Source organism: Acidimicrobiia bacterium, from assembly GCA_036271555.1.
GTDB lineage: Bacteria > Actinomycetota > Acidimicrobiia > IMCC26256 > PALSA-610 > DATBAK01.
Map to the genome: position 1 here is coordinate 1 of DATBAK010000098.1, position 26,966 is coordinate 26,966.

Annotated in this window: 27 protein-coding genes; 19 read left to right on the forward strand and 8 right to left on the reverse strand. The window is 70.8% G+C overall.

The window, feature by feature from the left end; all coding sequences use genetic code 11:
- The 3 genes from VH914_21830 to VH914_21840 form a co-directional block, all read left to right on the forward strand.
- A partial coding sequence (locus tag VH914_21830; protein ID HEX4493857.1) for a hypothetical protein occupies positions 1–236 on the forward strand: 236 nt, incomplete at its 5' end.
- Positions 236–1,453: an acyl-CoA dehydrogenase family protein gene (locus tag VH914_21835; GenBank protein ID HEX4493858.1), complete on the forward strand. Its 1,218-nt coding sequence runs from the start codon at positions 236–238 to the stop codon at positions 1,451–1,453. The genes VH914_21830 and VH914_21835, both read left to right, overlap by 1 nt.
- Positions 1,454–1,478: 25 nt before the next feature.
- On the forward strand, positions 1,479–3,596 hold the full coding sequence (locus VH914_21840) for a hypothetical protein (GenBank protein ID HEX4493859.1): 2,118 nt from the start codon (positions 1,479–1,481) through the stop codon (positions 3,594–3,596).
- A gap of 9 nt (positions 3,597–3,605) precedes the next feature.
- On the opposite strand, the gene VH914_21845 is transcribed toward VH914_21840, so the two are convergent.
- The 3 genes from VH914_21845 to VH914_21855 are packed head-to-tail and all read right to left on the reverse strand — an operon-like array spanning position 3,606 to position 6,047.
- Entirely contained in the window at positions 3,606–4,772 is a 1,167-nt protein-coding gene (locus VH914_21845; protein ID HEX4493860.1) for a serine hydrolase domain-containing protein, read from the reverse strand.
- 3 nt (positions 4,773–4,775) lie between these two features.
- Entirely contained in the window at positions 4,776–5,561 is a 786-nt protein-coding gene (locus VH914_21850; GenBank protein HEX4493861.1) for an SDR family oxidoreductase, read from the reverse strand.
- 18 nt (positions 5,562–5,579) lie between these two features.
- A complete protein-coding gene (locus VH914_21855; GenBank protein HEX4493862.1) occupies positions 5,580–6,047 on the reverse strand; it encodes a MaoC family dehydratase N-terminal domain-containing protein in 468 nt (155 codons plus the stop codon).
- A gap of 90 nt (positions 6,048–6,137) precedes the next feature.
- Between VH914_21855 and VH914_21860 the strand changes: the two genes are divergently transcribed.
- The 3 genes from VH914_21860 (at position 6,138) to VH914_21870 (ending at position 10,106) form a co-directional block, all read left to right on the forward strand.
- On the forward strand, positions 6,138–7,070 hold the full coding sequence (locus VH914_21860; protein HEX4493863.1) for an SDR family NAD(P)-dependent oxidoreductase: 933 nt from the start codon (positions 6,138–6,140) through the stop codon (positions 7,068–7,070).
- 42 nt (positions 7,071–7,112) lie between these two features.
- On the forward strand, positions 7,113–8,267 hold the full coding sequence (locus VH914_21865; GenBank protein HEX4493864.1) for an acetyl-CoA acetyltransferase: 1,155 nt from the start codon (positions 7,113–7,115) through the stop codon (positions 8,265–8,267).
- Positions 8,268–8,384: 117 nt separating this feature from the next.
- Positions 8,385–10,106 (forward strand): hypothetical protein, encoded by a 1,722-nt coding sequence (locus tag VH914_21870; GenBank protein HEX4493865.1) that lies wholly within the window; start codon positions 8,385–8,387, stop codon positions 10,104–10,106.
- A 50-nt stretch (positions 10,107–10,156) separates the two neighbouring features.
- Here VH914_21870 and VH914_21875 read toward each other — a convergent pair whose 3' ends face one another.
- The gene (locus VH914_21875) at positions 10,157–10,840 is read right to left on the reverse strand and encodes a helix-turn-helix domain-containing protein (GenBank protein HEX4493866.1); all 684 of its coding nucleotides are present in this window, start codon (positions 10,838–10,840) and stop codon (positions 10,157–10,159) included.
- A gap of 35 nt (positions 10,841–10,875) precedes the next feature.
- Here VH914_21875 and VH914_21880 point away from each other — a divergent pair, with 35 nt between their 5' ends.
- Positions 10,876–12,360 carry a class I adenylate-forming enzyme family protein gene (locus VH914_21880; GenBank protein ID HEX4493867.1) on the forward strand — a complete coding sequence of 495 codons (1,485 nt, stop codon included), beginning with the start codon at positions 10,876–10,878 and terminating at the stop codon, positions 12,358–12,360.
- Between the two features lie 92 nt (positions 12,361–12,452).
- Positions 12,453–13,592, forward strand: a complete 1,140-nt coding sequence (locus tag VH914_21885; protein HEX4493868.1) for an acyl-CoA dehydrogenase family protein — start codon at positions 12,453–12,455, stop codon at positions 13,590–13,592.
- 4 nt (positions 13,593–13,596) lie between these two features.
- On the opposite strand, the gene VH914_21890 is transcribed toward VH914_21885, so the two are convergent.
- The 3 genes from VH914_21890 to VH914_21900 form a co-directional block, all read right to left on the reverse strand.
- Positions 13,597–14,352 carry a hypothetical protein gene (locus VH914_21890; GenBank protein HEX4493869.1) on the reverse strand — a complete coding sequence of 252 codons (756 nt, stop codon included), beginning with the start codon at positions 14,350–14,352 and terminating at the stop codon, positions 13,597–13,599.
- Positions 14,353–14,434: 82 nt separating this feature from the next.
- Complete coding sequence (locus VH914_21895; GenBank protein HEX4493870.1) at positions 14,435–14,935, reverse strand: PaaI family thioesterase; 501 nt, start codon at positions 14,933–14,935, stop codon at positions 14,435–14,437.
- Between the two features lie 27 nt (positions 14,936–14,962).
- Positions 14,963–15,808 carry a hypothetical protein gene (locus VH914_21900; GenBank protein HEX4493871.1) on the reverse strand — a complete coding sequence of 282 codons (846 nt, stop codon included), beginning with the start codon at positions 15,806–15,808 and terminating at the stop codon, positions 14,963–14,965.
- A gap of 66 nt (positions 15,809–15,874) precedes the next feature.
- On the opposite strand from VH914_21900, the gene VH914_21905 reads away from it, so the two are divergent.
- The 11 genes from VH914_21905 to VH914_21955 all read left to right on the forward strand — a co-directional run bounded on the left by VH914_21905 (position 15,875) and on the right by VH914_21955 (position 25,892).
- On the forward strand, positions 15,875–16,633 hold the full coding sequence (locus VH914_21905; protein ID HEX4493872.1) for a LysM domain-containing protein: 759 nt from the start codon (positions 15,875–15,877) through the stop codon (positions 16,631–16,633).
- An 83-nt stretch (positions 16,634–16,716) separates the two neighbouring features.
- The gene (locus tag VH914_21910; GenBank protein HEX4493873.1) at positions 16,717–17,622 is read left to right on the forward strand and encodes an SDR family oxidoreductase; all 906 of its coding nucleotides are present in this window, start codon (positions 16,717–16,719) and stop codon (positions 17,620–17,622) included.
- 4 nt (positions 17,623–17,626) lie between these two features.
- A complete protein-coding gene (locus VH914_21915) occupies positions 17,627–19,162 on the forward strand; it encodes a class I adenylate-forming enzyme family protein (GenBank protein HEX4493874.1) in 1,536 nt (511 codons plus the stop codon).
- A 24-nt stretch (positions 19,163–19,186) separates the two neighbouring features.
- On the forward strand, positions 19,187–19,714 hold the full coding sequence (locus tag VH914_21920; protein ID HEX4493875.1) for a hypothetical protein: 528 nt from the start codon (positions 19,187–19,189) through the stop codon (positions 19,712–19,714).
- 74 nt (positions 19,715–19,788) lie between these two features.
- Entirely contained in the window at positions 19,789–20,118 is a 330-nt protein-coding gene (locus VH914_21925) for an STAS domain-containing protein (GenBank protein ID HEX4493876.1), read from the forward strand.
- The gene (locus VH914_21930) at positions 20,115–20,972 is read left to right on the forward strand and encodes an SDR family oxidoreductase (protein ID HEX4493877.1); all 858 of its coding nucleotides are present in this window, start codon (positions 20,115–20,117) and stop codon (positions 20,970–20,972) included. Before VH914_21925 ends, VH914_21930 begins: the two co-directional genes overlap by 4 nt.
- Positions 20,973–21,000: 28 nt before the next feature.
- On the forward strand, positions 21,001–21,135 hold the full coding sequence (locus VH914_21935; GenBank protein HEX4493878.1) for a redoxin domain-containing protein: 135 nt from the start codon (positions 21,001–21,003) through the stop codon (positions 21,133–21,135).
- Positions 21,136–21,602: 467 nt separating this feature from the next.
- Positions 21,603–22,817 carry a hypothetical protein gene (locus VH914_21940; GenBank protein HEX4493879.1) on the forward strand — a complete coding sequence of 405 codons (1,215 nt, stop codon included), beginning with the start codon at positions 21,603–21,605 and terminating at the stop codon, positions 22,815–22,817.
- 49 nt (positions 22,818–22,866) lie between these two features.
- On the forward strand, positions 22,867–23,919 hold the full coding sequence (locus VH914_21945) for a phospholipase D-like domain-containing protein (protein HEX4493880.1): 1,053 nt from the start codon (positions 22,867–22,869) through the stop codon (positions 23,917–23,919).
- A 1-nt stretch (position 23,920) separates the two neighbouring features.
- The gene (locus VH914_21950; protein ID HEX4493881.1) at positions 23,921–24,766 is read left to right on the forward strand and encodes an EamA family transporter; all 846 of its coding nucleotides are present in this window, start codon (positions 23,921–23,923) and stop codon (positions 24,764–24,766) included.
- 19 nt (positions 24,767–24,785) lie between these two features.
- A complete protein-coding gene (locus VH914_21955; protein ID HEX4493882.1) occupies positions 24,786–25,892 on the forward strand; it encodes a Gfo/Idh/MocA family oxidoreductase in 1,107 nt (368 codons plus the stop codon).
- Positions 25,893–25,952: 60 nt separating this feature from the next.
- Here VH914_21955 and VH914_21960 read toward each other — a convergent pair whose 3' ends face one another.
- Entirely contained in the window at positions 25,953–26,654 is a 702-nt protein-coding gene (locus VH914_21960; protein HEX4493883.1) for a spheroidene monooxygenase, read from the reverse strand.
- Between the last annotated feature and the right edge of the window lie 312 nt (positions 26,655–26,966).

A 26,966-nucleotide genomic window follows, 5' to 3' on the forward strand; every position in this document is an offset into this window, starting at 1 on the left:
CCGACGCCGTCATGGGCGAGCGCGCGTGCGCGTTCGTGATCGCGCGCGCGAGCGGGGAGCCGCCGACCCTCGCGGCGCTCGCCGCGCACGTCGCCGGCGCGGGCCTCGCCCCGTTCAAGCGGCCCGAGCGGCTCGAGCTGCGAGCCGAGCTTCCCCGAACTCCCAGCGGCAAGGTGCAGAAGGGCCCCCTCCGCGACGAGGTCGCCGCCCTCGTCGCCGCGGAACGCGGGTTCTGATGGGAAAACCCGACCGTTTCGGGCGCGCCGCCCCATCAGAACGGCAGATCGTGCGGGCCGCGCTGGCCAAGCGGCTGGCAACCCGAAACACCGACCGGGCGACGACGGTGTTGGGCGCGGGCAGCGACGATCTCGAGGCCGGGCGGGCGTACCTGCGGGCGCTCGCCGACGGCGGCTGGGCAGTACCGACGTGGCCAACAGAACACGGCGGGCTGGGCGCGTCGGGCGAACGGCTCGCGATGGTGCAGCAGGAGCTCGCCCGCTTCGAGGTGCCCGACCTTTACCCGTTCCTCGTCGGCCTCACGCTCGTCGGCCCGACGCTGCTCGAGCACGGCGACGACGCGCAACGCGCGCGCTGGCTCCCGGGGATCAAGGACGGCACCGAGATCTGGTGCCAGCTGTTCTCCGAGCCCGACGCGGGCTCCGACCTCGCGGGCCTCGCGACCCGCGCGCGACAAGACGGCGACGAGTGGATCGTCGACGGGCAGAAGGTGTGGACCAGCCGCGGGCACTACGCGCGCCGGGGACTCCTGCTCGCGCGCAGTGACCCGTCGGTGCCGAAGCACGCGGGCATCACCGCCTTCGGCCTCGACCTGCATGCGCCCGGCGTCGACGTCCGCCCGTTGCGGCAGATGAACGGCGACACGCACTTCACCGAGGTGTTCCTCGACGGTGTGCGCGTGCACGATCGCGACCGCATCGGACCGGTCGGCGGCGGATGGAAGGTTGCGCTCACGACGCTCGCGCACGAACGCGGTGGTGTGGCGACGCCCGGCGGCGCGTGGCTCGACGAGCAGCGACTCGTCGCGCTCGCGCGCGAGCTCGGACTCCACACCGATCCTCTCGTTCGCCAGCAGCTCACGCGCGTCGTCGTCGAGCTGCGCGTCGCCGCGCTCACGGTCCGGCGCGCGCGAGCACGAGCGAAGGCCGGCCGTCCCGGACCCGAGGGTTCGGGACAGAAGCTGCGCGCGGCCGCCGCGTTCCGCGACTTCACGAACGCCGCACTGGCGCTGCTCGGCCCCGCCGCGGTCGCGGGCGCCGGCGCGCGGAACGGCGAGTGGCAGACGCTCTTCCTCACCGCGCCGTCGCTCTCGATCCGGGGTGGCACCGACGAGATCCAGCGCAACATCGTCGGTGAGCACGTGCTAGGTCTGCCGTCGGAGCCGCGTGTCGACCGCAATATGCCGTTCGATCAGTCTCCGCGCGCCTCGCGCTGACGCCCGGCGCGCCACACTCGCGCTCGTGAGCCGCGGCGACGAGGACGCGTTCGACTCGCTCGAGATCATCGACCTCGAGCCCGCGTCCACTGTCGAGTCGACGGATCGTCCGCGTTCTCCCGGCGCACGCGGCAGCCGGTGGCCGGCGATCGTCGCGCTCGTCGTCGTGGTCGGGCTCGTGATCTCCGTCGTCGCGGGCCGGTCACATCACCACGGCACCAGCGGCGCGTCGGCGTCGACGAGCGACGCGACGAAGGCAGTGATCCGTCTCCACGGTGGCGGTCTGTTCTCGTTCCGCGTCGGCGCGCGCGTGCTCACCGCGGGCGACGACGGGCTCCGTGTCGTCGACACCGACACCGGTTCGATCGGTGTGCCGGCGATCAGGGGCCTACCTCCCGGACCGGTGACACTCGTCGCGTCGTCGGGAACGACGGTCGCCGTGCGCGTGAACGGGCAGATGTTCTGGTTCACCCTCACCGACGGCGTCGCGCACCACGTGCAGGCCGACAGCGCGTTCGCGGCGGCGGAGCCCGGCTACGTGTGGTTCGCGAACGAGTTCCGTGCGACCGAGGTTCCAGGCGGACCCAGCCGCCTCCACCGCGCGATCGTCACGACCGACGCGCCCGCGATCGGCGCGACGCGCCGTGGTTTGCTCGAACAGACGGCGGAGCGGGGGTACCTGCTCCAGTCGACGACCTCCGCCGGTGCCGCACGACCGTTTCTGCCGCCCGACGCCACCGTCATCGGCGTGCACCGCGACCGCGTCGCCTGGCTGTCGACCCAGGACTGCGGCGTGTTGCGGTGCCCCGTGCACGTCACCGAGGTCGCGTCCGGCGCGACGACGTCGTGGATCCAGCTCGTGAACCACCCGGACCCGATCGCGCTCGCCGGGACCGTCGCGTACTTCGAGCCCGATGGCAGCCGCCTCGCGATCGTCGTGCCCGACAACAACATCACGCGCGCCACGTCGATGGAGCTCGCCGACCTCCACACGAAGCACACGCAGCTGATCTCGACGACCGGCTACATCACCGCGCCCGCGCGTCCGGGGACCGACGACGGCGCCGGCGCGACGGTGGCCTGGACCGCCGACGGCGCGTACGTGGTGCTCGCGCCGGCGGCGGGAACCGGCGACGGCCGGCTCGCGGTCGTCGATCCCGAGACTGCGAGCATCAGCTCGGCACGCGTCACGCTCGATCTCGGCGCGAGCGCGGGCGTCATCGGCGACTCGACGATCGGCGCGCTGCCGCCGACCACTCGTCCCGGTCGGTTCGGTCCGATCGCGACCGACGATCGGCCACCGCCGCGCGCCGGCCTGCACCTCGTAGCGGCCGACGACGGCGCGGTCGACGTGCTCGATCTCCACTCCTTCGCGTTGCGGACGATCGCGGTCGGGGGCTACGAACCGAACCCTGCGGGTCCGCGCTCCATCGCGCGCGTCACGGGTGGATGGCTCGTGGTGCGCAGCAACGGCATCGTCGACCTGATCCGCGACGGCGCCTCCGAGGCGAAGGTCGTCGACGCAGGAACCCAGGTGTTCGCGGCCGCCGGCGGCCGAGACGCGTGGATCGCGCGAAGCGCGCCGGGTGGTCAGTGGCGGGCCGAGACCTACGACCCGCAGACCGGCGCGATCGGGATCTTGATGACGACCGCCAAACCGGTCGCCGCCGTCGACGACGGTCTGGTCGTCGTGCGCACCGACGCAACGAGCCAGACGCTCTCCCTCGTCGACGCGTCCGGACGGACGCAGCTCCTCACCACTCTGCACGCGGGTCCCATCGCCGTCGCCGGCTCCGGCGGCAACACGGTCCTCTTCTCCGACCAGGTCGAGCTGCGCCGCCTCGACGTCACCACGCGCGTGACGACGACCATCGGCGACATCGCGGGCGCCGACGCCGCGATCTCGCCCGACGGGCTGCAGCTCGCGTGGATCGGCGACGGCGACGAGCTCTTCTCGCAGTCACTCACGGGTAACCGTTCCGTGACGCGCATCGGCCGCGCCACCCGTGTGCGCGTCGCCGACGACGGCACCATCGTCGCCACCGACGGCGAGACCGTGTACGAAGGCCGGGTCGGCGAAACCGGCCTGCAGCGCTACGACGGGCTCTCTCCTGCGGTCAGCGCCGAGCTCGCGCTGGGCTAGCGAACCTGATCAGCCGAGGCCGGCGAGGCACCGGTACGCGGCGCGCGCCAGCGACTCGCCTCGCGGATCACCGTCCATGTCGAAGCGCAGATCGTTCATCACGTACGCGAACGCGAGCCCCGCATCGGGATCCGCGAACGACACCGACCCACCGGCGCCGCCGTGCCCGAACGCGCGCGGACCGCACGGGGTCGGCAGCGTCGGCCCGAGCATGAACCCGAGGCCGAACGCGGTCTCCGTGAGGATCACGGCGTCGGGACCGCGCGCAAGACACTCGGTCGCGCGCGCGACCGTCTCCGCGCGCAGCGTGCGCCGACCGTCGACCTCTCCGATGAGCGACGCGTACAACTTCGCGACCGCGCGCGCGTTGCCGACCCCGTTCGACGACGGCAGCTCGCACGCGCGCAGCTCACGCCGGTTCCACATCTCGTCGTAGTTGAACAGGCCCGACGGTCCGGTCGTCGCGCGCGCGAGCAGCATCGTGTCCGGCAGTGTGCGCATGAGCTCACGGAACTCGACCGGCGGCGGCACGAGCATCGCGACGCGGGGCTCCTCCGATTCGGGCAGCCCGATCCAGAAGTCGAGACCGAGCGGAGCCGCGATCTCGTCGGCGAAGAAGCGCCCGATCGTACGGCCGTCGATCCGCCGCACGATCTCACCGACCAGCCAGCCGTAAGAACGCAGGTGGTAGCCGTGCGCGGTCCCCGGCTCCCAGTTCGGCGGCTGCGCGGCGAGCGCGTCGACGACGGGCGTCCACGAGAGCGCGTGCTCGAGCGTGACGTCGGCTTCGATCACCGCGAGCCCGGCCTGGTGCGAGAGCACCCACTTCACGGGGATGTCGCCCTTGCCCTTGGCGGCGAACTCGGGCCAGTACGACGCGACCGGCGCGTCGGGGTCGAGCGCGCCCCGCTCGACGAGCAGGTTGGCGCACACCGCGCTCACGCCCTTGGTCATCGAGTACACGAGCACGATCGTGTCGTCGGTCCACGGCCGGCTCGTCGCGATGTCGGCGACGCCGCCGCAGAGATCCACGACCGGCCGGCCATGGTGGTACACGCACACCGCGGCGCCGACCTCGTCGCGCGCTTCGAAGTTCTTCGCGAACGCGTCGCGCACCGGCTCCCAGCCCGGCGCGACTGCGCCGGCAACCGGACCGATGGCGAGCGTCGAGCTCATTCGCTACGCGGGCATCGCGAGGCCACCGTCGACGACGAGCGTCTGGCCGGTGACGAACTTGGCGTCGTCGCTCGCGAAGAACACGCACGCGCCCGCGAGGTCCTCGGGTTCGAGCGTGCTCTTCATCGCGGTCTGCGCGGTCATGCCCGAGATGAACATGTCGGGGACGATCTTCTTCGTCGCCTCCGTCATCGTCACACCGGGCGCGATGCAGTTCACGGTGATGTTCCACTGGCCGAGCTGCGCGGCGAGGAACTTCGTGAGTCCGACGATGCCCCACTTCGTGATGCTGTAGCTGTAGTTGCCGAGTCCGGTGAAGTCGTCGCCGAACGACGGGAACTGATACGCGTACGCGGCACCCGACGACTGGTTGATGATGCGCCCGTAATGCTGCTTCGCCATGATCGGCGCGGCGGCGCGGGCCATGAGCCACGTGCCGTGCTGGTTCACGCCCATCACCTTCAGCAAATACTCGTAGCTCGTGTCGAAGTTGTCGATGTCGTAGTAGAGCGCGGCGTTGTTCACGAGGATGTGCACGGTGCCGAAGCGCTCGACCGTTGCGTCGACGCACGCCTGCGCGGAGTCGGGGCTCGAGATGTCGGTCTGCACGAGCGCGACGTTGTCGCCGCCGTCGGCTTGCAGCACCTTCATCGCGCTCGCAGCGCGCTCCTCGTTGATCTCGGCGACGACGACCTTCGCGCCTTCGGCGAGGAACCGCTGTGCGTAGGCGAGGCCGATGCCCTGCCCCGCGCCGGTGATGATCGCGACCTTGTCCTGCAACCGACCCATGTTTCGTGGCCTCCGGGGCTACTTGCGCAGACGCGCGATGAGGTTGAACCGCTCCGTGACGACCGGGTCTCCGCTGTTCGCGTCCGTCCAGCGCGTCTCCATGACGACGAACGTCATCGTCGCGGCGTCCGTCTCCTTCTCGTAGATGTCGGTGATCGACTGCGCGCCGTCGAGCACGTCACCACTCACGATCGGGCGGTGATAGTCGAACTCCTGCTCGCCGTGGAGCACGAGCGCGCCCTTGGCGTGCAGCTCGCCCATGATCTTGTGCATCGGGTTCGCGCCGCCGCTCGGATCGGGTGGCTGGTCGTCGGGGTACGCGCCCCAGTGCGCCATCACGAACGAGTACGTCGGTGGCGCGGGTGTATCGGCGAGCACCGGAGTCTTGTCGCCGAGCACGCGCGCGAAGTTCGCGACCGGCGCGCGGTCGACGGTCACGCGCCACGCACCGGTTTTCGTGCCGATCACGCTCGTATCGACAGGCATGTCCGTGCGCGCTCCTCACTTTGGCGGCCTCGCGACCGGGCCGATACCCTGACACCACTGTCAGATTTCTCGCAACTGGAGCGCGCACAGATGGGCATTCTCGACGGCAAGGTCGCGATCGTCACCGGCTCGGGCAACGGCGTCGGTCGCGGCGAGGCGATCGCGCTCGCCGACCACGGCGCCAAGGTCGTGGTGAACGACCTCGGCGGATCCGTCACCGGTGAAGGTGCCGACAAGACCGCGGCCGAGACGGTTGTCGACGTCATCAAAGGTCGCGGCGGCGAGGCCGTCGCGAACTACGACGACGTGTCGAGCTTCGAGGGTGCGAAGAACATCATCGGCACCGCGGTCGACGCGTTCGGCCGGCTCGACGTGCTCGTGAACAACGCCGGCATCCTGCGCGACCGCATGATGTTCTCGATGAGCGAAGGCGACTTCGACGCCGTCATCGCCGTGCACCTGAAGGGCTGCTGGAACACGATGCACCACGCGTCGGTGTACTGGCGGAACGAGTCGAAGGAAGGCCGCCAGCCGCGTGCCTCGATCGTGAACACCGTGTCGAGCGCAGGCCTGCAGGGTCAGGCGAGCCAGATCAACTACGGCGCCGCCAAGGCCGGCATCGCGGCGATGACGATCATCGCGAGCCTGGAGCTCAGCCGCTACGGCGTGCGCGCCAACTGCATCGGCCCCGGCGGCGCGACGCGCATGGTCGGCCAGGCCATGAAGATCGAGATCAAGAACCCCGAGGACTACACGGAGTTCGACGCGATGAACCCGGGCAACTCGGCGCCCGGCGTCGTGTACCTCGCGTCCGACCTCGCCCTGCACGTCACCGGTCAGGTGCTGCGGGTCGTCGGCAACAACCTCTGCGTCTACAAGCCCTGGACGATGGGCGAGCAGTTCCTCGCGAAGGAGAAGGACGGCTCGCCGAAGCAGTGGGACCCGATCGACATCAGCCGGATCCTCAACCGCTATCACTTCCAGAGCGAGAACCCCGGGATCGACGCGCAGCGGCGCGCGTAGCGCGCGCTCGTCGCCCCCGAGACGGAACCGAAGGAGCCGCGCGTGGACCGCCGAGTCGCGATCGTCGGCGCGGCGTTGTCCGACATCGGGCGCGTCGACGTCAAGACGCCCTACGAGCTGCACTACCAAGCCGCGAGTCGCGCGATCGCCGACGCGGGGCTCACGAAGGACGACATCGACGGCCTCGGCTCGAGCGGCATGGGGCTGCTCTCACCCGTCGAGATCGGCGAGTACCTGGGACTGCGACCGACGTGGGCCGACGGCACCGGTGTCGGCGGCAGCACGTGGGAGTTCATGGTCGGGCACGCGGCCGCGGCGATCGCGCACGGTGAGGCCGAGGTCGTCGTGCTCGTCTACGGCTCGACCGCGCGCGCCGATCTCAAGGCGCGTCGGCGCGGCGCGAACCTCTCGTTCGGCGCGCGCGGGCCGGTGCAGTTCGACGTGCCCTTCGGGCACACGCTCATCTCGAAGTACGCGATGGCCGCGCGCCGGCACATGTACGAGTACGGCACGAAGATCGAGCAGCTCGCGGAGATCTCGGTGTCGTCGCGGTACAACGCGTCGCTGAACCCCGAGGCCTACTACCGCGACCCGATCACGATCGACGACGTGCAGAGCTCGCGCATGATGGCCGACCCGCTCACGAAGCTGCACTGCTGCATCCGGAGCGACGGCGGCGGCGCGGTCGTGCTGACTTCTGAAGAACGCGCGCGCGATCTGCCGAAGGCTCCGATCTGGGTCCTCGGCACCGGCGAGGCGACCGACCACACGACGATGAGCGAGTGGGAGGACTTCACGGTCTCCCCCGCGCTGCGCTCCGGCCAGCTCGCGTTCGAGCGCGCGGGCGTGGCGCCCGCCGAGATCGATCTCTGCCAGATCTACGACGCGTTCACGCCGATGGTGCTGCTCACGTTCGAGGCGCTCGGTTTCTGCGGCAAGGGCGAAGGCGGCGCGTTCGTCGAGGACGGCAAGATGCGCGTCGGTGGCGCGCTGCCGACGAACACCGACGGCGGCGGGCTCTCGCACTGCCATCCCGGGATGCGGGGCATGTTCCTGCTCGTCGAAGCGGTGCGCCAGATGCGGCGCGAAGCCGACGGTCGTCAGGTCGAGAAGGCCGACCTCTGCTGCGTGCACGGCACCGGCGGCTGGTTCTCCTCCGCCAGCACCGTGATCCTCGGCACCGCCCCCCGCGCTTAGTGGTACTGCGTTCTTCGGCGATACGCCGATAACGCAGTACCACCCGCACCTGACGGGCCGGGCGACCACGTTCTAGGGTCGCGCTCAGGGCACGACCGGCGACGTGGGAGAGCTCCGATGCGCAACGGGCGGTTGGCATTGGTCGTAGCGGTGAGCGCGGTGATCGCGGCGAGCTTCGTGCCGCTCGTCGCGCCGACGGGCGCGGGCGCGAAGACATTGTCGCCCGAGGTGCCGATCTCACCCAACGGTCCCGCGGTGCTGTTCAACTTCAACACCGCGGGCGTGACCAAGCGCGCCGCGGTGATGGCGATCACCGGCGAGCAACTCACCTTCGCCGTGAAGTCGGGGACGTTCGCCGACTGCGACCTGCACCTGACGCTGCGCGCACCGGACCACCACGTGCTCGCGGGTCCGGTGTGCGCGGGACGCACCGGCGCGGTCAGCGTCGCGAACGTTCCCGCCGACGGCCGCTACGTCCTCACGCTCCAGGCCGCCCCATCGGCGAGCGGTCAGGCCACGCTCGCGGTCACGAGCAGCGGCGGACCGTTGAGCATCACGCCGAACGCCAACGCGCTGCCGGTGAAGTGGCCGCACGGCACGAACGAGAACTTCTGGTTCGGCTTCAGGAGCGCATCCGACGCGCACTACGCGGCCGTTGTCACCGGCGGCTCGATCAACCAGCAGTGCCAGGTGACCGCCGCATTCCTCGACAGCACCGGTAATCCGATCGGTCCGAACAAGACGTGCATCGGGGCGGGCGGCTTCCTGAACTCGATCGATCTGCCGTCGACGGGCCTCTACTTCCTGCAGCTGGTCGGCTTCGACGGCAAGCCGCTACAAGTCACGCTGTACCACCCGGTCGACGTGCGCGGCACGATCGGCACCGACGGCGCGCCCGTGCCGATCAACCTCGAGACGCCCGGTCAGGTCGCACGGTTCACGTTCTCGGGTACCGCGGGTCAGCAGGCGTCGTCGTTGGTCATGGACCCGCAGTTCCACGAGCAGGACGGCTACGGCATCGAGTCACTCGAGCGGCCCGACGGCACCGCGTTCGGCACGACCGGCGGCGGCTTCCTGCCGGGACAGACGCTCGACCAGACCGGCACGTGGACACTCGTCGTCGGTGAGAGCCTCGATCGCCCGTTCAGCGCGACCGTCTCGCTCTGGCAGTTCAGCACCGACTTCGGCACGATCACTCCGAACGGATCGAAGCGGTCGATCCCGATGGTTCCCGGGCAGAACGCCAACCTGACATTCTCGGCGCCGAGTGGCCAGGCCATCTCGGTCCTGCTCTCGAAGGTTCGGTACGTCAACCGTTGCGACCAACCCACGCAACTGTTCCTGCGCGCGCCGGACGACACCCAGGTCGGGTACGCCGCAGTCAAGGGAACGGTCGGCTACATGAACGCCGTCCCGCGCACGCAAAGCGGCACGTACAAGTTGTTCATCGAGAAGATCGGCGCCTGCACGATGACGAGCGGGACACTCCAGGTGTTCACGTTCGACGACCAGACGGAAACGTTGCCGCTCGACGGCACCGTCGTGCCGGTCGACATCACCGCGCCGGGCCAGCGCGCGGTCTTCACGTTCGAAGGGTCGCCCGGCGAGAAGGTCGCGGTCTCGCTCACGAATCTCACGATCGCGAACAAGTGCAGCAACACCGAGTTGCTGCGGCTCGTGAACACCGGCGGTTTCGCGGTCGCGCACGGCGGCGGTTGCGGCACGGCGGTCACGCTGCCGGCGACCACCGTCTCCGACGGAACCTGGACCGTCGTGTTCGATCCCCTGCGCACCGGAACCGGAACCGCCGACCTCTCCGCGACGGTCACCAGCGGCTAGTGGTACTGCGTTATCCGGCGATACGCCGATAACGCAGTACCACTAAAGCACTAAGACGCGGCGAGGGCGGGAGCGCCGAAGAAGCCGCGGTGCAGGACCGACGTGAGCGTGTCGAGCATCACCGTCTGGTCGAAGTCGAGACCGCGCGACACGCGGAAGTAGGCGAACCGCTCGAGCAGCGCCATCAGCGCCGCGACCGACACCTCGGTGCCCGACGCGCCCGCGGCGTGCATGCGCTGACCGAGGGTCGTCGCGATCGCGGTGAACGCGCCGACACCGAGCCGGTTCACCTGCCGGTCGTCGACGTGGTCCTCCATCCACGCGCGGATCACCGGTCCGTAGCGCGCGTACGTGGTGAGGAAGTCGTCGAGGAAGCGCCGCAGCTCCTGCCAGCCCGCGGCGTCCGGCGTCACCGCGCCGAGCGTGCTCGCCAGCCCTTCGATCTGCTCCGAGCACTGCAGCGCGAGCGCTCGCAACAGGTCTTCCTTGCTCGCGAAGTAGAGGTAGAAGGTGCCGTGCGACGCGCGCGCGGTGCGGACGATGTCGTCGACCCGCGCCGCGTGGAAGCCCTTCTCCGCGAACACCTTCATGCCCGCGTCGAGCAGCTTCGCCATCGTCTTGCGGCCCTGCGCGCGCAGCTCGCGCCCCTGCGCGGGTCCACCGACCGCGGGCGCGGAGTTCAGGGCCGCGCGTCGCCCCGAGCCGCTCCCCTTCGACTTGTACGCTTCGGCCACCGGCCCACTCCCGCAATGACCGTGAAAGGCGACTGATGCTCCCGGCGACGACCGCGGCGGCCGCCCGGCGCTTCGCCGATCGTACCGCCTACGTCAGCGAGTCCGGCTGGCCGCTGACGTTCACCGATCTCGACCGCATCTCCGACGAGCTCGCCGTCGGCCTTCAGCGTCGTCACATCACCACGGGTGACGTCGTGGCGCTCGTCCTGCCACCCGGCCCCGAGTACCTCCTCTGCTATCTGGCTGCCGCGAAGCTCGGCGCGATCACGGCGGGCGTGAACGACCGGCTGTCGGCCCGTGAGCGCGATGCGGTGCTCGAGCGCGCGGCGCCGCGTCTCGTCGTCGCGGCGCACGGTTTCGCGCCCGACACGTACGAGTCGATCGAGATCGCCGCCGGCGAGAACGCGCTGACCGTGCTGCACGAGCTGCGCGTCGCGAACGAAGCGCCACCGTCGATCGACGACGACCCCGACCGCGCGGTCGCGATCATCTTCACGTCGGGTACGACCGGCATTCCGAAGGGCGCGCAGTACGGCAATCGCCAGCTCGCGTTCATCACGCAGACCGACGTCGGCGACACGTGGGACGGCGGGGGTCGCTCGTTCAGCGGCACGTCGTTCGCGCACCTCGGCTTCATGACGAAGCTGCCGGGCAGCCTGCGCCGCGGCGGCACGACGTTCATCATGCGCCGCTGGCGCGCCGACGACGCGCTCGCGTTGCTCGCACGCGAGCGCATGACGACCGTCGCGGGGGTGCCGGCGCAGATCGCGCTGATGCTGCGCCGACCCGACTTCGACGCGTACGACCTCGACAGCGTCGGCTACATCATCGTCGGCGGCGGACCCGTGACGCCCGGTCTCGCGGAGGAAGCCCGCGCGCGATTCGGAGCGCGTCTCGCGACGCGCTACTCGTGCACCGAGGCCGGCATCGGACTCGGCACCGCGTTCGACGATCCCGACGAGGACGCGGTCGTGAGCGTCGGCCGTCCGCACGCGAGCGTGGCGCTCGCGGTGCTCGACGGCGACGACCATCCGGTCGCCGAAGGCGAGATCGGCGAGGTGTGTCTCAAGTCGGACGCGGTGATGTCGGGCTATTGGCGCGATCCCGAGGCGACGCGCGCCGCGTTCACCGGCGACGGCTTCGTGCGCACCGGCGACCTCGGGTGGGTCGACGACCGCGGTCGTCTCCGGCTCGTCGGCCGCAGCAAGGAGATGTACGTGCGCGGCGGCTACAACGTGTATCCCGTCGAGGTCGAAGGCGTGCTGTCGAGCCATCCCGCGGTCGGCGCGATCGCGATCGTGCCGCGCGCCGATCCCGTGATGGGCGAGGTCGGCGTCGCCGTCGTGGTGCCGCGCGATCCGGCCGCGCCGCCGACGCTCGCCGAGCTGCGCGAGCACGCCGGCGGCGAGCTCGCGGCCTACAAGCTGCCCGAGCAGCTGTCGCTGCGCGATGCGCTCCCGCTCACCGCGATGGAGAAGATCGACCGGCGCGCGCTCGCGGCCGACCTCGGTCCGGACTGACGCCGGCACCGCGCCGACCGGTAACCTGACGCCTTCGTCAGCACTGCGTACCCGCCAATCGGCGGGTCGCCGTGAGCCCGACCAGGAGCACCGTGGAGCTCGAGTTCAGCCGGGACCAGGAGGAGCTGCGCGACAGCATCCGTGCCGTCCTCGTGAAGGAGAGCCCGGTCGCCTTGGCCCGTTCCGTGGTCGAGACCGGCGAGCCGGCGGACGCGCTCTGGGCCACGATGACCGAGCTCGGCTGGCCCGCGCTCACGACCGCCGAGGAGCACGGCGGCATCGGGCTCGGCGCGATCGAAGCGGGCATCCTCGCCGAGGAGCTCGGGCGCGTGATGGCCCCCGGCCCGCTGCTCGCGACGGTGACGCAGTACGTGCCGATCGTCCGCGAGACCGCGGATGCCGAGCAGCAGGCGAAGTTCCTCGGCGCAGTCGCGCGCGGCGAAGTGCGCGGCGCGCTCGCGTTGAGCGAAGCGAGCGGCTCGTCCGATCCCGCCGCCGTCACCGCCACCGCGACACCCGACGGCGACGGCTACGTCCTCCACGGCACGAAGCGCTTCGCGATCGAGGCCCGTGGCGCCGACGAGCTCGCGGTCGTCGTGCGGCTCGCGGGCACCGAAGGCGACGACGGCATCACGGTCGTCGTCGTACCCGGTGCCGACGTCACCACGAATCCGATTCGAGCGATCGACGGCAGCCGCGCCATCGACGATGTCGTCCTCGACGGCGTGCGCGTCGGCCCCGAACGCGTGCTCGGAAGCGCCGGCGACGCGGCGTCGGCGGTGCGGCGCGCGCTCGAGGAAGCGGTCGTCGCGCTCGCGCTCGAGACCGTCGGCACGTGCCAGACGATCTTCGACGTCACGCTCGACTACGCCAAGAGCCGGCACCAGTTCGGCGTGCCGATCGGCTCGTTCCAGGCGATCAAGCACAAGTTCGCCGACATGGTGATCGCGCTCGAACGGGCGCGCGCGACCGGTTACTTCGCCGCGCTCACGCTCGCCGAGGACGACGAGCGCCGCACGCTCGCGACCGCGGTCGCCAAGGCCGCCGCGGGCGACTGCCAGCACCTCCTCGGCAAGGAAGGCATCCAGATCCACGGCGGCATCGGCTACACGTGGGAGCACGACGTGCATCTCTACGTGAAGCGGGCCAAGTCGAACGACGCGTTCTTCGGCGGGACCAGCGAGCAGCGCTCGCGGATCGCAGATCGGTTGTTCGGCCCGGTCGGCCGTTAGTCGATCAGACCCGGAAGAAGATCTCGAAGAACAGGTAGAAGAACACCAGCATCCCGACCGCGGTGTAGATCGCGTATTGGTGCGTGTCGTAGATCTGGTTGAGGCCACCCGCGGCGGTACCGCCGATCTTCCCGAGGGCCTTCGCTTCGAAGCCGATCGCGATCGCAAGCAGGACGATGTAATAGAGCACGCGCACACCGGCCGCAGGCTCGGGCTTGAAGTGCGTGCCGTCGTTGAAGAAGTGCTGCGTCCCCACCATGAACATGAAGACGGTGAACGAGAAGATCGTGTTCTGACGGGACGCCATCGCGCCGAGTCGCGCCGCCGCCGGCGCGTTCGGGTTCGCCTCACCGCCGCCCTGCACGTTGCGCGCGTTGCCGATGACGATCTGCTGGTTCGGCCAGATCACGTACATCACGTTGTAGAGCATGATCAGCGCGAAGAGGATCGCGGCCGCGATGCCCATGCCCGGCGGCGACTTCCAGAACGCGCTCTGGTACGGATCGCTGCTGCTGAACCCGCCGATGAGCAGCACGAGGATGCCGCTCGCGACCGTGAACATCGCGGAGAAGCGGAACCACCACAACGCCCGCCACGTGAGCTTGTCGAAGGCGTTGTTGCGAGCCGACGGCTCCATCTCCGCGTAGGCGGGCGTCTGCACGAAGTTGAAGAACCAGAGGAGGCCCATCCACATCACCGCGAACATGACGTGGGCGATGCGCATGCCGCCCCACAGGCCGTAGCGATGGAAGATCTCCATGTCGACTCCCCCGTACCGTCGGACGAACGGTCGGGAACCTACCAAAGCGCGCGCTTGCGGTCATGGACCGCCTTGGTGGTTGCTACAGATCCGGGAGGCTGGCGTCGCCTTCGCTCTGTGGGAGCGGCTCGCGGCGGGGGACGAGCATGGCCGAGAAGTCCGAGACCGCGATGAGGTTGTCGAGGTCGTCCAGCACGCGGATCTCGACGACGATCAGCTGCCGCCCCGCGCGCATCGTGCGCGCCTCCGCGCGGACCATGTTCCCCTTCGGACGGCCGAGGTAGCGCACGTGCAGGTCGGCGGTGACGATCGTGTTCTCACCGGGCTTGAAGCTGCTCGACCGGGCCGCGCACGAGCCGGCGGCGACGTCGATCAGCGTCGCGATCGCGCCGCCGTGCAGGTTGCCGGACGCGTTGAAGGCGCCCGGCGCGACCGGCATCTCGACGATGACGACACCGGGATCGGCGTCGACGATCCGGAGGCCGAGGACCTTGTGCAGCGGCGTGTCCGCATGCGCGCGACGGAGGTGCTCGATGAGGTGCGGGTCGAACCCTTCCCAGCGCCCCTCGGTCTCTTCACTCATGCGGCTCCGGCCTCATCGCTCGCGACGCTACCGGGCTCGCGCCGGCTCGACCGGTCCCGGGACCGTCGTCCACCACACATAGAGCGAGCGCAGGTCGCCGTCGGTGCGCGTCGCCGTCGCGACGACGTCGAGTGCGTCGTCGGTCCACTCGATCCGTGCGGCGGCGTGCGGACGGGAGCAGCGATAGCGGCCCGCGGCGGTCGCCGGCGTGCTCGAGCTCGACCACGCACGCTCGTCGTTGCGCCCGCTCGCGCAGCGCGACGGACCGGTGCCGTTGTGCCGCGCTCTGCGTTGCCCTTCGTACGCGGTTTGGAGCGCGGTCGCGTTCGGAAGCTCGCGGTAGCGGAGCGTCGCGACACCGCGCCCCGGTGCGCAGTCGACGACGAGGCGCGCGGCATCGGCGGCGGTCGTGCGCGCGTGACACGTCGACGCGATCGCACGCGGGACCCAGGGCGGCACCGGCTTCGAGGTCGTCGGCGGCTGCGTGGGCGGCGGCCGCGAAACGGTCGTCGGCTCGGCGGCGGTGTCGGGCGTCGACGCGGGAACGGCGACCGGTGTCGGCCGCGGCGCGAGTGCGAACCACGCGACCGCGAGCCCGGCAACGAGCGCGATGCCGAGACCGAGCCGCCCCCGCGCGGGCGTCCACGCCGCCGCGAGCCGGCGCGCGGGCTCGAGCTGCGGGCGCGGGATCGCGCGCGGCGCGGGCGGGTCCGTGGCGCCGATCTCGTCGGCGGGCGCCGGCGCCCTCCCCGACCGGCCCCGACCGATCAGGGGCTCGCTCGGCTCGTCGTGCTCGTCACGGTCGTCGCGGTCGTCGCGCTGGTTCGACTCGAACGGCTCGTCCGGCTCGCGCGGCTCGCCGTCGCGGCTCACGGCTCGCCCAACGTCGTGCTCATCATCTTGGTACATCTTGTCACAGCGTGATGCTATCTTCGGCGCATGATCAGCGCACCTCGCATCCGGGCCGCGATCGGCACCGCCGGGCTCGTCGCCGGCGAGGTCGGGGCCGTGCTGCTGCTCGTGCGCGTCGGCCGCGCGCCGGGCTTCGCGCTCCCGCTCCACCACCTCCGCGCCTGGATTCGCAGCGCGCCGACGGAAACGCTCGTCGCCGCGACCGCGCGGCTGATCGGGCTCGTGCTCGGCGCGTGGCTGCTGCTCGCGACCGTCCTCTCCCTCGCGCGCCGGCTGCTCCCCCTCGGCCGGGCCGGGCTCGCGCTCGACCTCGCGACGCCCCGGAGCCTGCGGCGACTCCTCGACCGCCTCGTCGTGGCCGGGCTCGGCGTGTCGCTCGCGGTCGGCTCGGTCCGGCCCGCCGCCGCGCTCACCTCCACGAGCCGGGTCGGTGGGACGCGCGCCGTCGTGACCGCGGCCCCCGATCGGCCGGTGCCGCGCGTGCCTCCACCCGCGGATCCGCCGAGCCCGACGCCGGCACCCGCGCCCGCGCCCGCGCCCGCGGATCCACCGGCACGCGCCGGCCCGGCAACCACGACCGCCACCGTCGTCGTCGTGCCCGGCGACAACCTGTGGCTGATCGCGCGACGAGCGCTCGGCTCGGATCGACCGAGCGCGATCGCGCCCTATTGGCGGGCGCTGATCGCCGCGAACGTCGAATCGTTGCGTTCACACGACCCGAACCTCATCTATCCCGGTGAGCGGCTCGTGCTGCCGCGGCGCGAGGAGGTGATGCGACCTGGTTGACCTGACGCGCGTGTCAGGGCGAGACTCGGCGCCCGGTCCGGCCGGTCGCGTCGAGGGCGCGCGGCCATCGGGCACGACACTTCATGGGAATCCTCGACGACAGAGTCGCGATCGTCACCGGCGCGGGCCGCGGCATCGGTCGCGGCCACGCGCGCCTGCTCGCGCAGCACGGCGCGCGTGTGGTCGTGAACGACGTGGGCTCCGCGATGGAGGGCGGCGGCCAGGACTCGGGTCCTGCGCACGCGGTCGTCGAGGAGATCCGCTCGGCCGGCGGCCGGGCCGTCGCGAACAACGACGACGTCGCGACCTTCGCCGGCGCGGAGGCGTTGATCCAGCAGGCGGTCGACGAGTACGGCCGCCTCGACATCCTCGTGAACAACGCCGGGATCATCCACGACGCGATGAGCTTCAAGATGGACGAGGAGACCTTCGACTCGGTCGTCAACGTCCACCTGAAGGGTCACTTCTGCACGTGCCGGTTCGCGGCCGAGCACTGGCGCGACCGCGCCAAGGCCGGCGAGGAAGTGTCGGGGCGCATCATCAACACCGTCAGCGAGTCGGGACTCGACGGCGTGCCCGGTCAGGCGAACTACGCGGCGGCGAAGGGCGGGATCCTCTCGCTCACGCTCGTGCTCGCGCGCGAGCTGCGGAACTACGGCGTCACCGCCAACTGCATCGCGCCGCGCGCGAAGACACGCATGACCGAGACGATGGACGTCGCGGGCGAGTTCATGACCGGGCCCGAGTGGGACCCCGACAACATCGCGCCCATGGTCGTGTTCCTCGCCAGCGACGCCGCGGCCGACGTGTCGGGTCAGGTCTTCATCGTGTTCGGCCCGAACGTCTATCTGATGCAGGGCTGGCAGATGGTCGCGGAGCTCCACCACGAGGGCGGCGCGCGCTGGACGCCCGAGGCCCTGATCGCGGCGAAGGACGAGCTGTTCGCAGGGCGGCGCACCAAGGTGCCGCGCATGGGATTCGGAAAGTAGGACGATGCCGCCGCAGGGCCCGCTGCTCGTCGATCAACTCCGCTTCATGGCGGAGGCGCACACCGACGACCCCGCGTACGAGGATCTCGACGCGGGAGAGCTGATCACGTTCCGCCAGTGGGACGAGCGCTCGAACCAGGTCGCGCGGTGGCTCACCGCGCGCGGCGTGCGGAAGGGCGACCGAGTCTCGGTCTACATGCCGAGCGAGTACTGCCTGAGCTGGATCGTCGCCTACGCGGGCATCCACAAGGCCGGCGCGGTGTGCGTGCCGACGAACACGCGCCTGTCGGAGCGCGAGCTCGGCGCGATCCTGGGGCACGCCGAGATCGCGGCGATGGTCACGTCCGCACCGATGCTGTCGCACGTCGAGGCAGTGCGCGCCGACCTGCCGTCGCTCACCGCGATCCTCAGCCCCGACGGCGAAGGCGCGGGTGTCGAGCCGTGGTCGGTCATCGACGACTTCGACCGCAGCGACACGCAGGTGCCGCTCGAGCGGGGCGACATGGCCGACATCATGTACACGTCGGGCACGACGGGATTGCCGAAGGGTGTCGTCGTCCGCCACCGCGACGTGGCGATGATGCCGAACTGCGAACCCGCGTGGACGAACAGCGGGTGGCTGCACGGCGCGCCGCTCTTCACGTTCGCGGGCATGTCGTTCATCTTCAACCCGATGAAGCTCGGGCTGTGCGCGCTCTACATGCCGAAGTTCGACGTCGACCACTGGTTCGACGTCGTCGAGCAGCGCAAGCCGATGATGATCTTCATGGTGCCGGCGATGGCGGAGCTCGTCACCGCGAGCCCGCGCTTCGACGACGCCGATCTCTCGGGACCGTTCGCGGTGTCGATCGGCTCCGCGCCGCTCGCGCCGCCGACGCTGCTGAAGCTGCAGGACAAGATGCCGCAGGCGACGGTGTCGAACTCGTACGGCCTCACCGAAGCGGGGCCCGCGTACATCACGATGCCGAAGGAGGAGATCCGCAACCGCCTCGGCTCGGTCGGTAAGCCGATGCCGCCGATGGAGGTGCGCATCGTCGACCCCGAGACCGACGAGGACTGCGCGCCGCGCGCCGTCGGCGAGCTGTTGGTGAAGCTCCCGGGCAAGCAGCGCGAGTACTACAAGGACGACCAGGCGACCGAGAAGACCTGGACGACCGACGGCTGGCTGCGTAGCGGCGACCTCGCGTACACCGACGAGGACGGCTTCATCTACATCTCCGGCCGTATCAAGGACATGATCATCCGCGGTGGCAACAACATCTACGCGACCGACATCGAGGCGGTGATCATCGAGCACCCCGCGGTGCAGGAAGCGGCCGTCGTCGGCGTGCCCCACACGGTGCTCGGCGAGGACGTCGGCGCGTTCGTCGTGTTGAAGCCGGGCGAATCACTCGACGACGACGAGCTCAAGGCGTTCTGCGCCGAACGGCTCGCCGACTACAAGCGCCCCCGCGTCCTGCGCTTCGTCGTCGAGCTCCCCCGCAACGCCACGGGCAAGGTGATGAAGCACAAGCTCCGCGAGGAGTTCGACCAGACGTAGGACGTCGCCACGACGACGAGACGCGTGCTCACTGTCGGATTCGCGGTGACGTTGCTCGTTGCCGTCGCGCTGGTCGGTGTCGCGCTGCGGCCGCGTCCACGTCGTACTCGCGAGAGCGAGAGCGCGATCGCACGCTCGACCCTCACGACGGCCGCACCGTCGATGTCCGCACCGTCGACACCGAGAGCACCGCTGCCGCCGGCGGCCCCGGTGTCGGCCAACGGCACCTTCCACGACCTGCCGGACTGCATCCCGGTCGACAGCCGCTCGACCTCCGATGTCGGCTGCGAGCTGAAGTCGGACTACGAAGCGTTCGCGCCCGACCCGACGAAGCCCGGCATCCCGGTCTACGACGACACGGGCACGACGCCGGGACCGATCGTCGGCTACATCGACGATGACATCGGCCAGTTCGTTCCGATCGCGATCGCACGCGACCCCGACGCCCTCGCGAAGCTGCGCGTCTGCAACTCGGAGCTCCTCCGCGGCGCGGCGCGGGACGACGGCTGCCGGCCGGTGCTCGAAGCGATGGGAACCCGGCTCGCCCGGTAGGGCGGCCGGCCGACCGCAACCAGCACGTCGCGCGCGTGTGACAACGACGTCACGGCCTCGCTACGTTGGCCAGGATGGCGCCGGCGTACGCATCCGAGTCGCGGGGTTCCGACTCGACGATCCGGATGAGCGGCGAGATCGACGTCGAGGGCCGTGACGACCTCGCCGAGATCCTCGAGTCCTTCGTCGGCGCGCACCACCGGATCGTGCTCGACATGGCCGGCGTCACCGCATTCGACGAGGCCGCGTTGCGCGTCATCGTCGAGGCTGCGCAGTGGGCGGCCGACGAGCGTGGTTCGCTCGTGATCCGCAACCCGTCGCCCGTCGTGCGGCGCCTGCTCGAAGCCGAACCGCGCCTGGGGTTGCTCGAAGGCGGTCCCGGCGACGCATCATCGCGGGCGTGACCGAACCAACAGCAACCGAAGTACCCGTCGCCTTCGTCACCGGCGCGAGCCGCGGCATCGGCAAGGCGATCGCGCTCGAGCTCGCGGCCGCGGGCTTCGACGTCGCGATCCTCGCTCGTACCGTGCACGACGGAGAAGCGCGCGAGCACAGCTCGACACTCAAGCGGTCCGACACGACACCGCTGCCGGGATCGCTCGACGAGACCGCGGCCCTGATCGAGAAGGAGGGTCGGCGCGCGCTCGTCGTGCCGGGCGATCTGCTCGATCATCCGACGCTCACCGCCGCGGCCGAGCACGTGCTCGACGCGTGGGGGCGCGTCGACGCGCTCGTGAACAACGGCCGCTACGTCGGGCCCGGGCACATGGACCGCATCCTGGAGACGCCGATCTCCGTGTTGCGCGATCACCTCGAAGCGAACGCGCTCGCGGCGGTGGTGCTGATCCAGGCGCTCGTGCCGCAGATGGTCCGGCGCGGTGGCGGCACCGTCGTCAACATCACGTCGGGCGTTGCGTACGAGGACCCGCCCGCACCCGCGGGCGAAGGCGGTTGGGGTCTCGGCTACGCGATCAGCAAGGGCGCGCAACACCGCATCGCGGGCGTGCTCGCAGTCGAAGAAGGGCCGCGCGGCATCCGCGCCTTCGGCGTGCAGCCCGGCTTCATCGCGACCGAGCGCATCCGTCAGGACATGGGCGACTTCGGGTTCGACGCCGATCTCGGAGCGCCCGCCGCGGTCGTCGGCAAGGTGTGCCGCTGGCTGCTCGAGTCGCCCGACGCGATCGCATGGAACGGTCGCAACGTCGAAGCGCAACCAATGTGCAGCGAGCTCGGGTTACTGCCGGGTTGGTCGCTTTGACGCGCTCGCGGGCGTAGGCTTTGTGTCGATGCTGACCGCGGGAACCCCGGCGCCCGAGCTCGACGGAGTCGTCGATCAAGACGGCAGCCCGGTTCGGCTCGCCGACCTGCGGGGCCGCTGGGTGCTGCTGTGGTGGTACCCGATGGCCGACACCCCCGGCTGAACGATCCAAGGCAAGGGCCTGCGGGATCAGGCCCCCGACTTCGCCGGACTCGACTGCGAGATCCTGGGGATCTCCTTCGACGCGCCCGACGCGAACCGGGCGTTCCGCGAGAAGTTCGACTTCCCGTTCCGTCTGCTCTCGGACTTCGACGAACAGGTCGGCGTCGCCTACGAGACGCGTGATCCCGGCACCGAGAAGGTCAAGTTCGCGAAGCGCTTCAGCTACCTCATCGATCCCGACGGCGTGATCGCCAAGAGCTACGAGGTCAAGGACGTCAACGCCCACGCGGACATGGTCCTGGCCGACCTCCGAGCGCTCCGGGCCTGAATCGCCGAGATTCGCCGAGATTCGCCGAGGTCGCCGAGATCGGCACCCCGGCGGGCGTTGCGGCCCGACCGGATTGGGCGGTTTGACCGGTCCGTCGACGGCCCGCCACACTCCCCGGCCGGGCGATCCGGGCGGGCGCAATGGGGCGACGAGGTTCATGGGCGACGGCGCTGCTCGTCGTCGTTGCGGTGCTCGCGCCCGGGGCGCGCGCCGAGGCGACGACGACCGCGCGCCGCGTGCTGATCGTCGGCGACAGCGTCACCGTCGGCGCCGCGCCCGCGATCTTCGCCGCGGCACCCGCGCGCGGATGGTCGGTCGCCATCGACGCGAAGGTCGGTCGCCCGACGAGCGAAGGCCCCGCGATCCTCGCCGCGGCGCGCCCGCTCCCGCCGGTCGTGGTCGTCGCGCTCGGCAACAACGACGGCATGACGCCGTCGATCTTCGCGGCCCGTATCGACGCGGTCATGCGCGAGCTCGTCGGCGTGCGCCACGTCGTCTGGTACACGATGACGCCGTTCGCGTCGTGGGTCCCGGCCGCGAACGCGCAGCTCGTCGCCGCGGCGCAGCGCTGGCCGAACCTCCGGCTCGCGAACTGGTCGACCGTGTCGGAAGGAACGCCGGGCGGGCTCCTCGGCCGCGGCCCGCACCTTCGCCCCGCGGGTGCGCGCGCGTTCGCCGATCTCTTGTTCGACACGCTGCGCGAGTTCGACGGCGGGACGCCGGTCGTCGAGTCGTTCGGCACACCGCGGCCCGCAATCTCTGCGAGCGCATGGGTCGACGACGCGCCGGTCGCCGGCGCGAGCGCGCTCCACGGCACGCGCATCTGGTTCGCCACGCCCGAAGGGCGCGTGATCGCGGCGCCCGGCACTCCGTGGTTCGGCTCGGTCGCGGGATCACCGGCCGCGCCCGTGGTGGGCATCGCGGCGACACCGTCCGGGCGGGGCTACTGGCTCGCGGGTGCCGACGGCGGGGTCTTCTCCTACGGCGACGCGCACTTCTACGGCTCGACCGGCGGCCTGCACCTCAACCGTCCGATCGTCGCGATCGCGGCGACGCCGACCGGGCACGGGTACTGGCTCGTCGCATCCGACGGCGGCGTCTTCACCTTCGGCGACGCGCGCTTCTTCGGATCGACCGGCGATCTCCGGCTCAACCAACCGATCGTCGCGCTGAGCCCGAGCGCCTCCGGCCGCGGCTACTGGCTCGTCGCATCCGACGGCGGCGTGTTCTCGTTCGGCGGCGCGCACTACGCGGGCTCGGGTGCCGCGCTGCACGCGTTCGCGGGCGCGACCTTCCTCGGCATCGCGTCGACGACCGCCGCGTACGCACTCGAAGCGGTGCTTCCGACGAGTTGAGCGTCCGCATCATGCACGCGCGCGCCGCGGTCTGGAAGGGTGATGCGCCGTGGCGCCCATCGAGCTCGACTTCCTGACCGACGGCGGGCAGCCGGCCGAGCAGACCGCCGATCGCTTGCTCGCCTTCGTCGCGCAGGCGCATACGACCCTCGACCTGGCCGTCTACGACGCGCACTTCGACGACGACACCGGCACACGCATCATCGCCGCACTCGACGCGGCCGAAGCGCGCGGCGTCCGCGTGCGCGCGGTCTACAACGACGTGCACCACAAGTCGCAGGTCGTGCCGCCGCCGCCCGAAGGGCCGTCGCTGTTGAAGCAGCTCGCCGCCGCGGTGCCATCGGAGCCGATCCCCGGTATCCCCGACCTCATGCACCACAAGTACGTCGTGCGCGATGGCGAGACGGTGTGGACGGGCTCGACGAACTGGACCGGCGACGCGTGGACGCGCATGGAGAACCTGGTCGTCACGGTCGAGTCTTCCGATCTCGCGGCCGCGTACACGCGCGATTTCGAGCAGCTCTGGACGAAGCGTCACGTCGATCACACCGGTACGTTCGACGACGACCCGGCGACGTTGCCGAACGGCACCGAGATCCGCGTGCTGTTCTCTCCCGGTCGCGGCCGCAAGATGAGCCAGCTCGTCGCGACGCATCTCGGTCAGGCGCGCGAGCGGATCCGGATCTGCTCGCCGGTGATCACGTCGTCGCCGATCCTCGCGACGCTCGCCGAGCTCGTCGACGACGACGGCAACGACATGCTCATCACGGTCGACGGGCCGCAGATGCGGCAGGTGTTGCAGCAGTGGCGCGACGACGGCCGCGCGACGTGGAAGGGTCCGCTCTACGAGCGCGTCGTCGCGTCGGGCAAGGTCGCGGCGAAGCCCTCGACTCCTTACTCGCCGAACGCGACGCACGACTACATGCACGCGAAGCTCGTCGTCTGCGACGACTGGGTGCTGACCGGCTCGTACAACTGCTCGCACTCCGGCGAGATGAACGCCGAGAACCTCCTCGAGATCCACGACGCCGCGCTCGCGGATCGCTGCGCGACGTACTGCGAGCAGGTGCACGCGCGCTACGCGCCCCTGACCCCGCGCTGACGTGGGGGCGGTCCTCCTCGGCGTGATCATCGCCGCGTCGTTCGGATCGGGAGACTTCGTCGGCGGGCGCGCGTCGTCGACGACGCCGACGATCAGCGTGCTCGCGGTGTCGCAGGCGTGCAGCGTCGTCGGCGCCGCGATCCTCGTGCTGTTCGTCGCGTCGCACCCCGCGCCGCACGACATCGTGTACGGCGCGCTCGCGGGCGCGGTCAACGTCGTCGGACTCGGACTCCTCTACCGCGGCCTCGCGCGCTACTCCGCGGGCGTGATCGCGCCGATCACCGCGGTCGTCGGCGCGCTGGTACCCGTCGCTTGGGGCCTCGCGCACGGCGAACGCCCGTCGGTGCTCGCGCTCGTCGGCGTCGCGCTCGCAGTCGGCGCGGGTGGGCTCATCGCACTGGAGCCCGGCGCGTCGGCGGCGCGCGGCCTCGCGCTCGGCGTGGGTCAGGCGGTCGGCGCGGGCGCCGCGCTCGGTTCGTCGCTCGTCCTGTATGCCGAGACGGCGTCGAGGTCGGGCCAGGTTCCCGTGCTCGCGGGCCGCCTGGCGGCGTTCGTGCTCGCGGGCGTGGCGTGCTCGTGGCTCCGGCGGACGCGCGACGTCCCGCTGCCGCACGGCTCGGCACGCGGACTCGCGGTCGGCGCGGGCGTGTTCGACGTCGCCGCGACCGCGCTCCTCGTCGTCGCGGTGCGACGCGATCTGCTGAGCCTCGTCGCGCCGGTCGTGTCGCTCGCACCGGGGATGACGGTGATCCTCGCGTGGCGCGTCGATCACGAACGGCTCCGCCGCGCGCAACGCGTCGGGCTGCTCGTCGCGCTGGTCGGGCTCGCACTCGTCGCCACCGGCTGACCGTCCGCAATACTGCGGCATGCCCACTCCCCTGCCGATCACCGATCGGCCCGTGCGCGTCGCGGTCGTGGGTCTCGGCCAGATCGCCGAGCTCTGCCTGCCGCCGTACGAGACGCGCGCCGACGTCGAGATCGTCGGCCTCTGCGACCTCGACCCCGCACGCATCGAGCCGTGGGCGCAGCGGTTTCCGAAGGCGGCGACGACGACCGACCTCTCCGAGCTGCTGCGGCTCGATGCCGACGTCGTCGACGTGCTCGTACCCACGCCGTATCACTGCGCGGTCGTGACCCAGTGCCTCGACGCCGGCTTCCACGTGCAGGTGCAGAAGCCGCTCGCGCGCTCGCTCGAGGACGCCGACCGCATGATCGCAGCCGCGCAGCGCACCGGCGCGGTGCTGCGCGTGCTCGAGGACTACGTGTGCTTCCCGCCGCTCACGAAGCTCAAGGAGATCGTCGAGTCGGGCGAGATCGGACCTCCGCAGGCGCTGCACATGAAGATCGTCGCGACCGCGCGCGGCGGCTGGGACGTGAACCCCGCGAGCTACGAGTGGCAGTTCGCGCAGGCGGCCGACGGCCACGGCATCCTCACGTTCGACCACGGCTGGCACCAGCTCGCGGTCGCGCATTGGTTGTTCGGTCCGATCCGACGCGTGTTCGGCTGGATCCGCCGCACCGAGTTTCCCGGCGGGTTCGTGCTCGACGTGCCCGCCACCTTCGTGTGGGAGCACCACAACGGCGTGCGCACCGTGCTCGACATCGTGCTCGCGGGCGACATGTACTACCGCTCCGACTACTACGCCGACGACGAGCGCGTCGAGGTGACGGGCACGCGCGGCTACGCGCGCTGCAACCGCATCAGCGGGCACGGCGTGCAGGAGCCCGCGGTCGTCGTGTACCGCGACGGCGAGATGCACGCGTACCACGCGCTCGGCGACGAGCCGCCCGACGCGTTCGCGGCGATGGCGGCGAACGGGATCGAATGGTTCCGCACCGGCGACGGTGAGCTCCTGGTCGAGGGTACGCAGGCGCGCGCGGTGCTCGCGTCGTTGCTCACCGCGCTCGAGTCCGCGGCGCAGGGCGTACCGCTCGATATTTCCGGGTCGGGCTCGCAAGCTTCGCCCTCCTGACGCCTCACGCGACCAGTCGGGCGGGCCGCAAAGCGACCCGCCCGTTCCCGCGGCTCGTCCTCAGACCGCCGGCGCGGCGAGCGCGTGCTCGGCGAGCGGATTGCGCCCGTCGAGGTGGCCTTCCGCCGCGTACGGACGGAACCGGATGAAGGCCTGGCGCTTGTGGAACGACTTGCGGTCGCCCTCCGCGACGGCCTCGGGATGCGCGGGCTCGCCGCGCCCGAACGCGTAGGTCGCAAGCGCGCGGGAGCTCTCCCAAAGGGAGAAGGTCGAGACGAACGGCGGCCGCGCGAGTCCCGACGCCCAGATCAGGCCCGGCGCGTCGAGCGCGCGCGCTTCCGCCTTCGCGCTCGTCTTCAAGAAGCGGATCGTCTGGCTGACGCGGAGCCGACCGAGCGTGAGCGCGGCAACGGGCCCGGTCGACTCGACGGTGCGCGCGGTCGGCGTCTCGCTCGGCAACCCCGGCCAGGCGCCGTGCGCGCGCAACGGCTCGAGTCGCACGCGGAACCCGCCCGCGAGCTTCGCCGCGAGCGGATGGGAGTCGACGAAACCGTCGACCGACGCGTCGTCGTCCCAGAACCCGATGAACGCGACGCGGCCGAAGTCGGGTTGCGCGAGCAACGACGCGCTGAGCGGCGCCGTGATCGCGACCTCCGCCCGACGGAGACCGGCGATACTTCCGGGCTTCGGGACGCTCCGCAGCACCGACAGCCCGGCGCCGACACCGATGTTCGCGACGTGAACGGACGCACGCACGGTCATGCGCTCGCTCCTTCGCCGGCTCGCCTCCGGCTCGCCGACTCGCGCTCCCGCCGGGGAGCCTCGACGCTCGCTCCGCTCGCGCCTGCGGCTGCGGCTGCGGCTGCGTGGAACACGATCATCTCGACCTCCAAGCCTCGCTCCGGGCGGCACTGTAACGACGCGACCCGCTCGCCACCGAAGCGGGAACTCGAGCGGCTCGAGCGGTGAGCGAAGCGAACGAGCGACCTCGCTTGCTCCCAGCCCGCGTCACGGAGCGGCGAGCGAAGGGAGCGCGACCGTAGAGTTCGCCCATGCGAACGGAACGGTGGGTAC

Excerpts from the sequence above, each read along its gene's own strand:
- VH914_21835 (HEX4493858.1), top strand. The coding sequence starts at position 236 with ATGGGAAAACCCGACCGTTTCGGGCGCGCCGCCCCATCAGAACGGCAG.
- VH914_21845 (HEX4493860.1), bottom strand. The coding sequence starts at position 4,772 with ATGAGCTCGACGCTCGCCATCGGTCCGGTTGCCGGCGCAGTCGCGCCG.
- VH914_21850 (HEX4493861.1), bottom strand. The coding sequence starts at position 5,561 with ATGGGTCGGTTGCAGGACAAGGTCGCGATCATCACCGGCGCGGGGCAG.
- VH914_21855 (HEX4493862.1), bottom strand. The coding sequence starts at position 6,047 with ATGCCTGTCGATACGAGCGTGATCGGCACGAAAACCGGTGCGTGGCGC.
- VH914_21860 (HEX4493863.1), top strand. The coding sequence starts at position 6,138 with ATGGGCATTCTCGACGGCAAGGTCGCGATCGTCACCGGCTCGGGCAAC.
- VH914_21870 (HEX4493865.1), top strand. The coding sequence starts at position 8,385 with ATGCGCAACGGGCGGTTGGCATTGGTCGTAGCGGTGAGCGCGGTGATC.
- VH914_21880 (HEX4493867.1), top strand. The coding sequence starts at position 10,876 with ATGCTCCCGGCGACGACCGCGGCGGCCGCCCGGCGCTTCGCCGATCGT.
- VH914_21890 (HEX4493869.1), bottom strand. The coding sequence starts at position 14,352 with ATGGAGATCTTCCATCGCTACGGCCTGTGGGGCGGCATGCGCATCGCC.
- VH914_21895 (HEX4493870.1), bottom strand. The coding sequence starts at position 14,935 with ATGAGTGAAGAGACCGAGGGGCGCTGGGAAGGGTTCGACCCGCACCTC.
- VH914_21905 (HEX4493872.1), top strand. The coding sequence starts at position 15,875 with ATGATCAGCGCACCTCGCATCCGGGCCGCGATCGGCACCGCCGGGCTC.
- VH914_21910 (HEX4493873.1), top strand. The coding sequence starts at position 16,717 with ATGGGAATCCTCGACGACAGAGTCGCGATCGTCACCGGCGCGGGCCGC.
- VH914_21915 (HEX4493874.1), top strand. The coding sequence starts at position 17,627 with ATGCCGCCGCAGGGCCCGCTGCTCGTCGATCAACTCCGCTTCATGGCG.
- VH914_21925 (HEX4493876.1), top strand. The coding sequence starts at position 19,789 with ATGGCGCCGGCGTACGCATCCGAGTCGCGGGGTTCCGACTCGACGATC.
- VH914_21935 (HEX4493878.1), top strand. The coding sequence starts at position 21,001 with ATGCTGACCGCGGGAACCCCGGCGCCCGAGCTCGACGGAGTCGTCGAT.
- VH914_21940 (HEX4493879.1), top strand. The coding sequence starts at position 21,603 with ATGGGGCGACGAGGTTCATGGGCGACGGCGCTGCTCGTCGTCGTTGCG.
- VH914_21955 (HEX4493882.1), top strand. The coding sequence starts at position 24,786 with ATGCCCACTCCCCTGCCGATCACCGATCGGCCCGTGCGCGTCGCGGTC.
- VH914_21960 (HEX4493883.1), bottom strand. The coding sequence starts at position 26,654 with ATGACCGTGCGTGCGTCCGTTCACGTCGCGAACATCGGTGTCGGCGCC.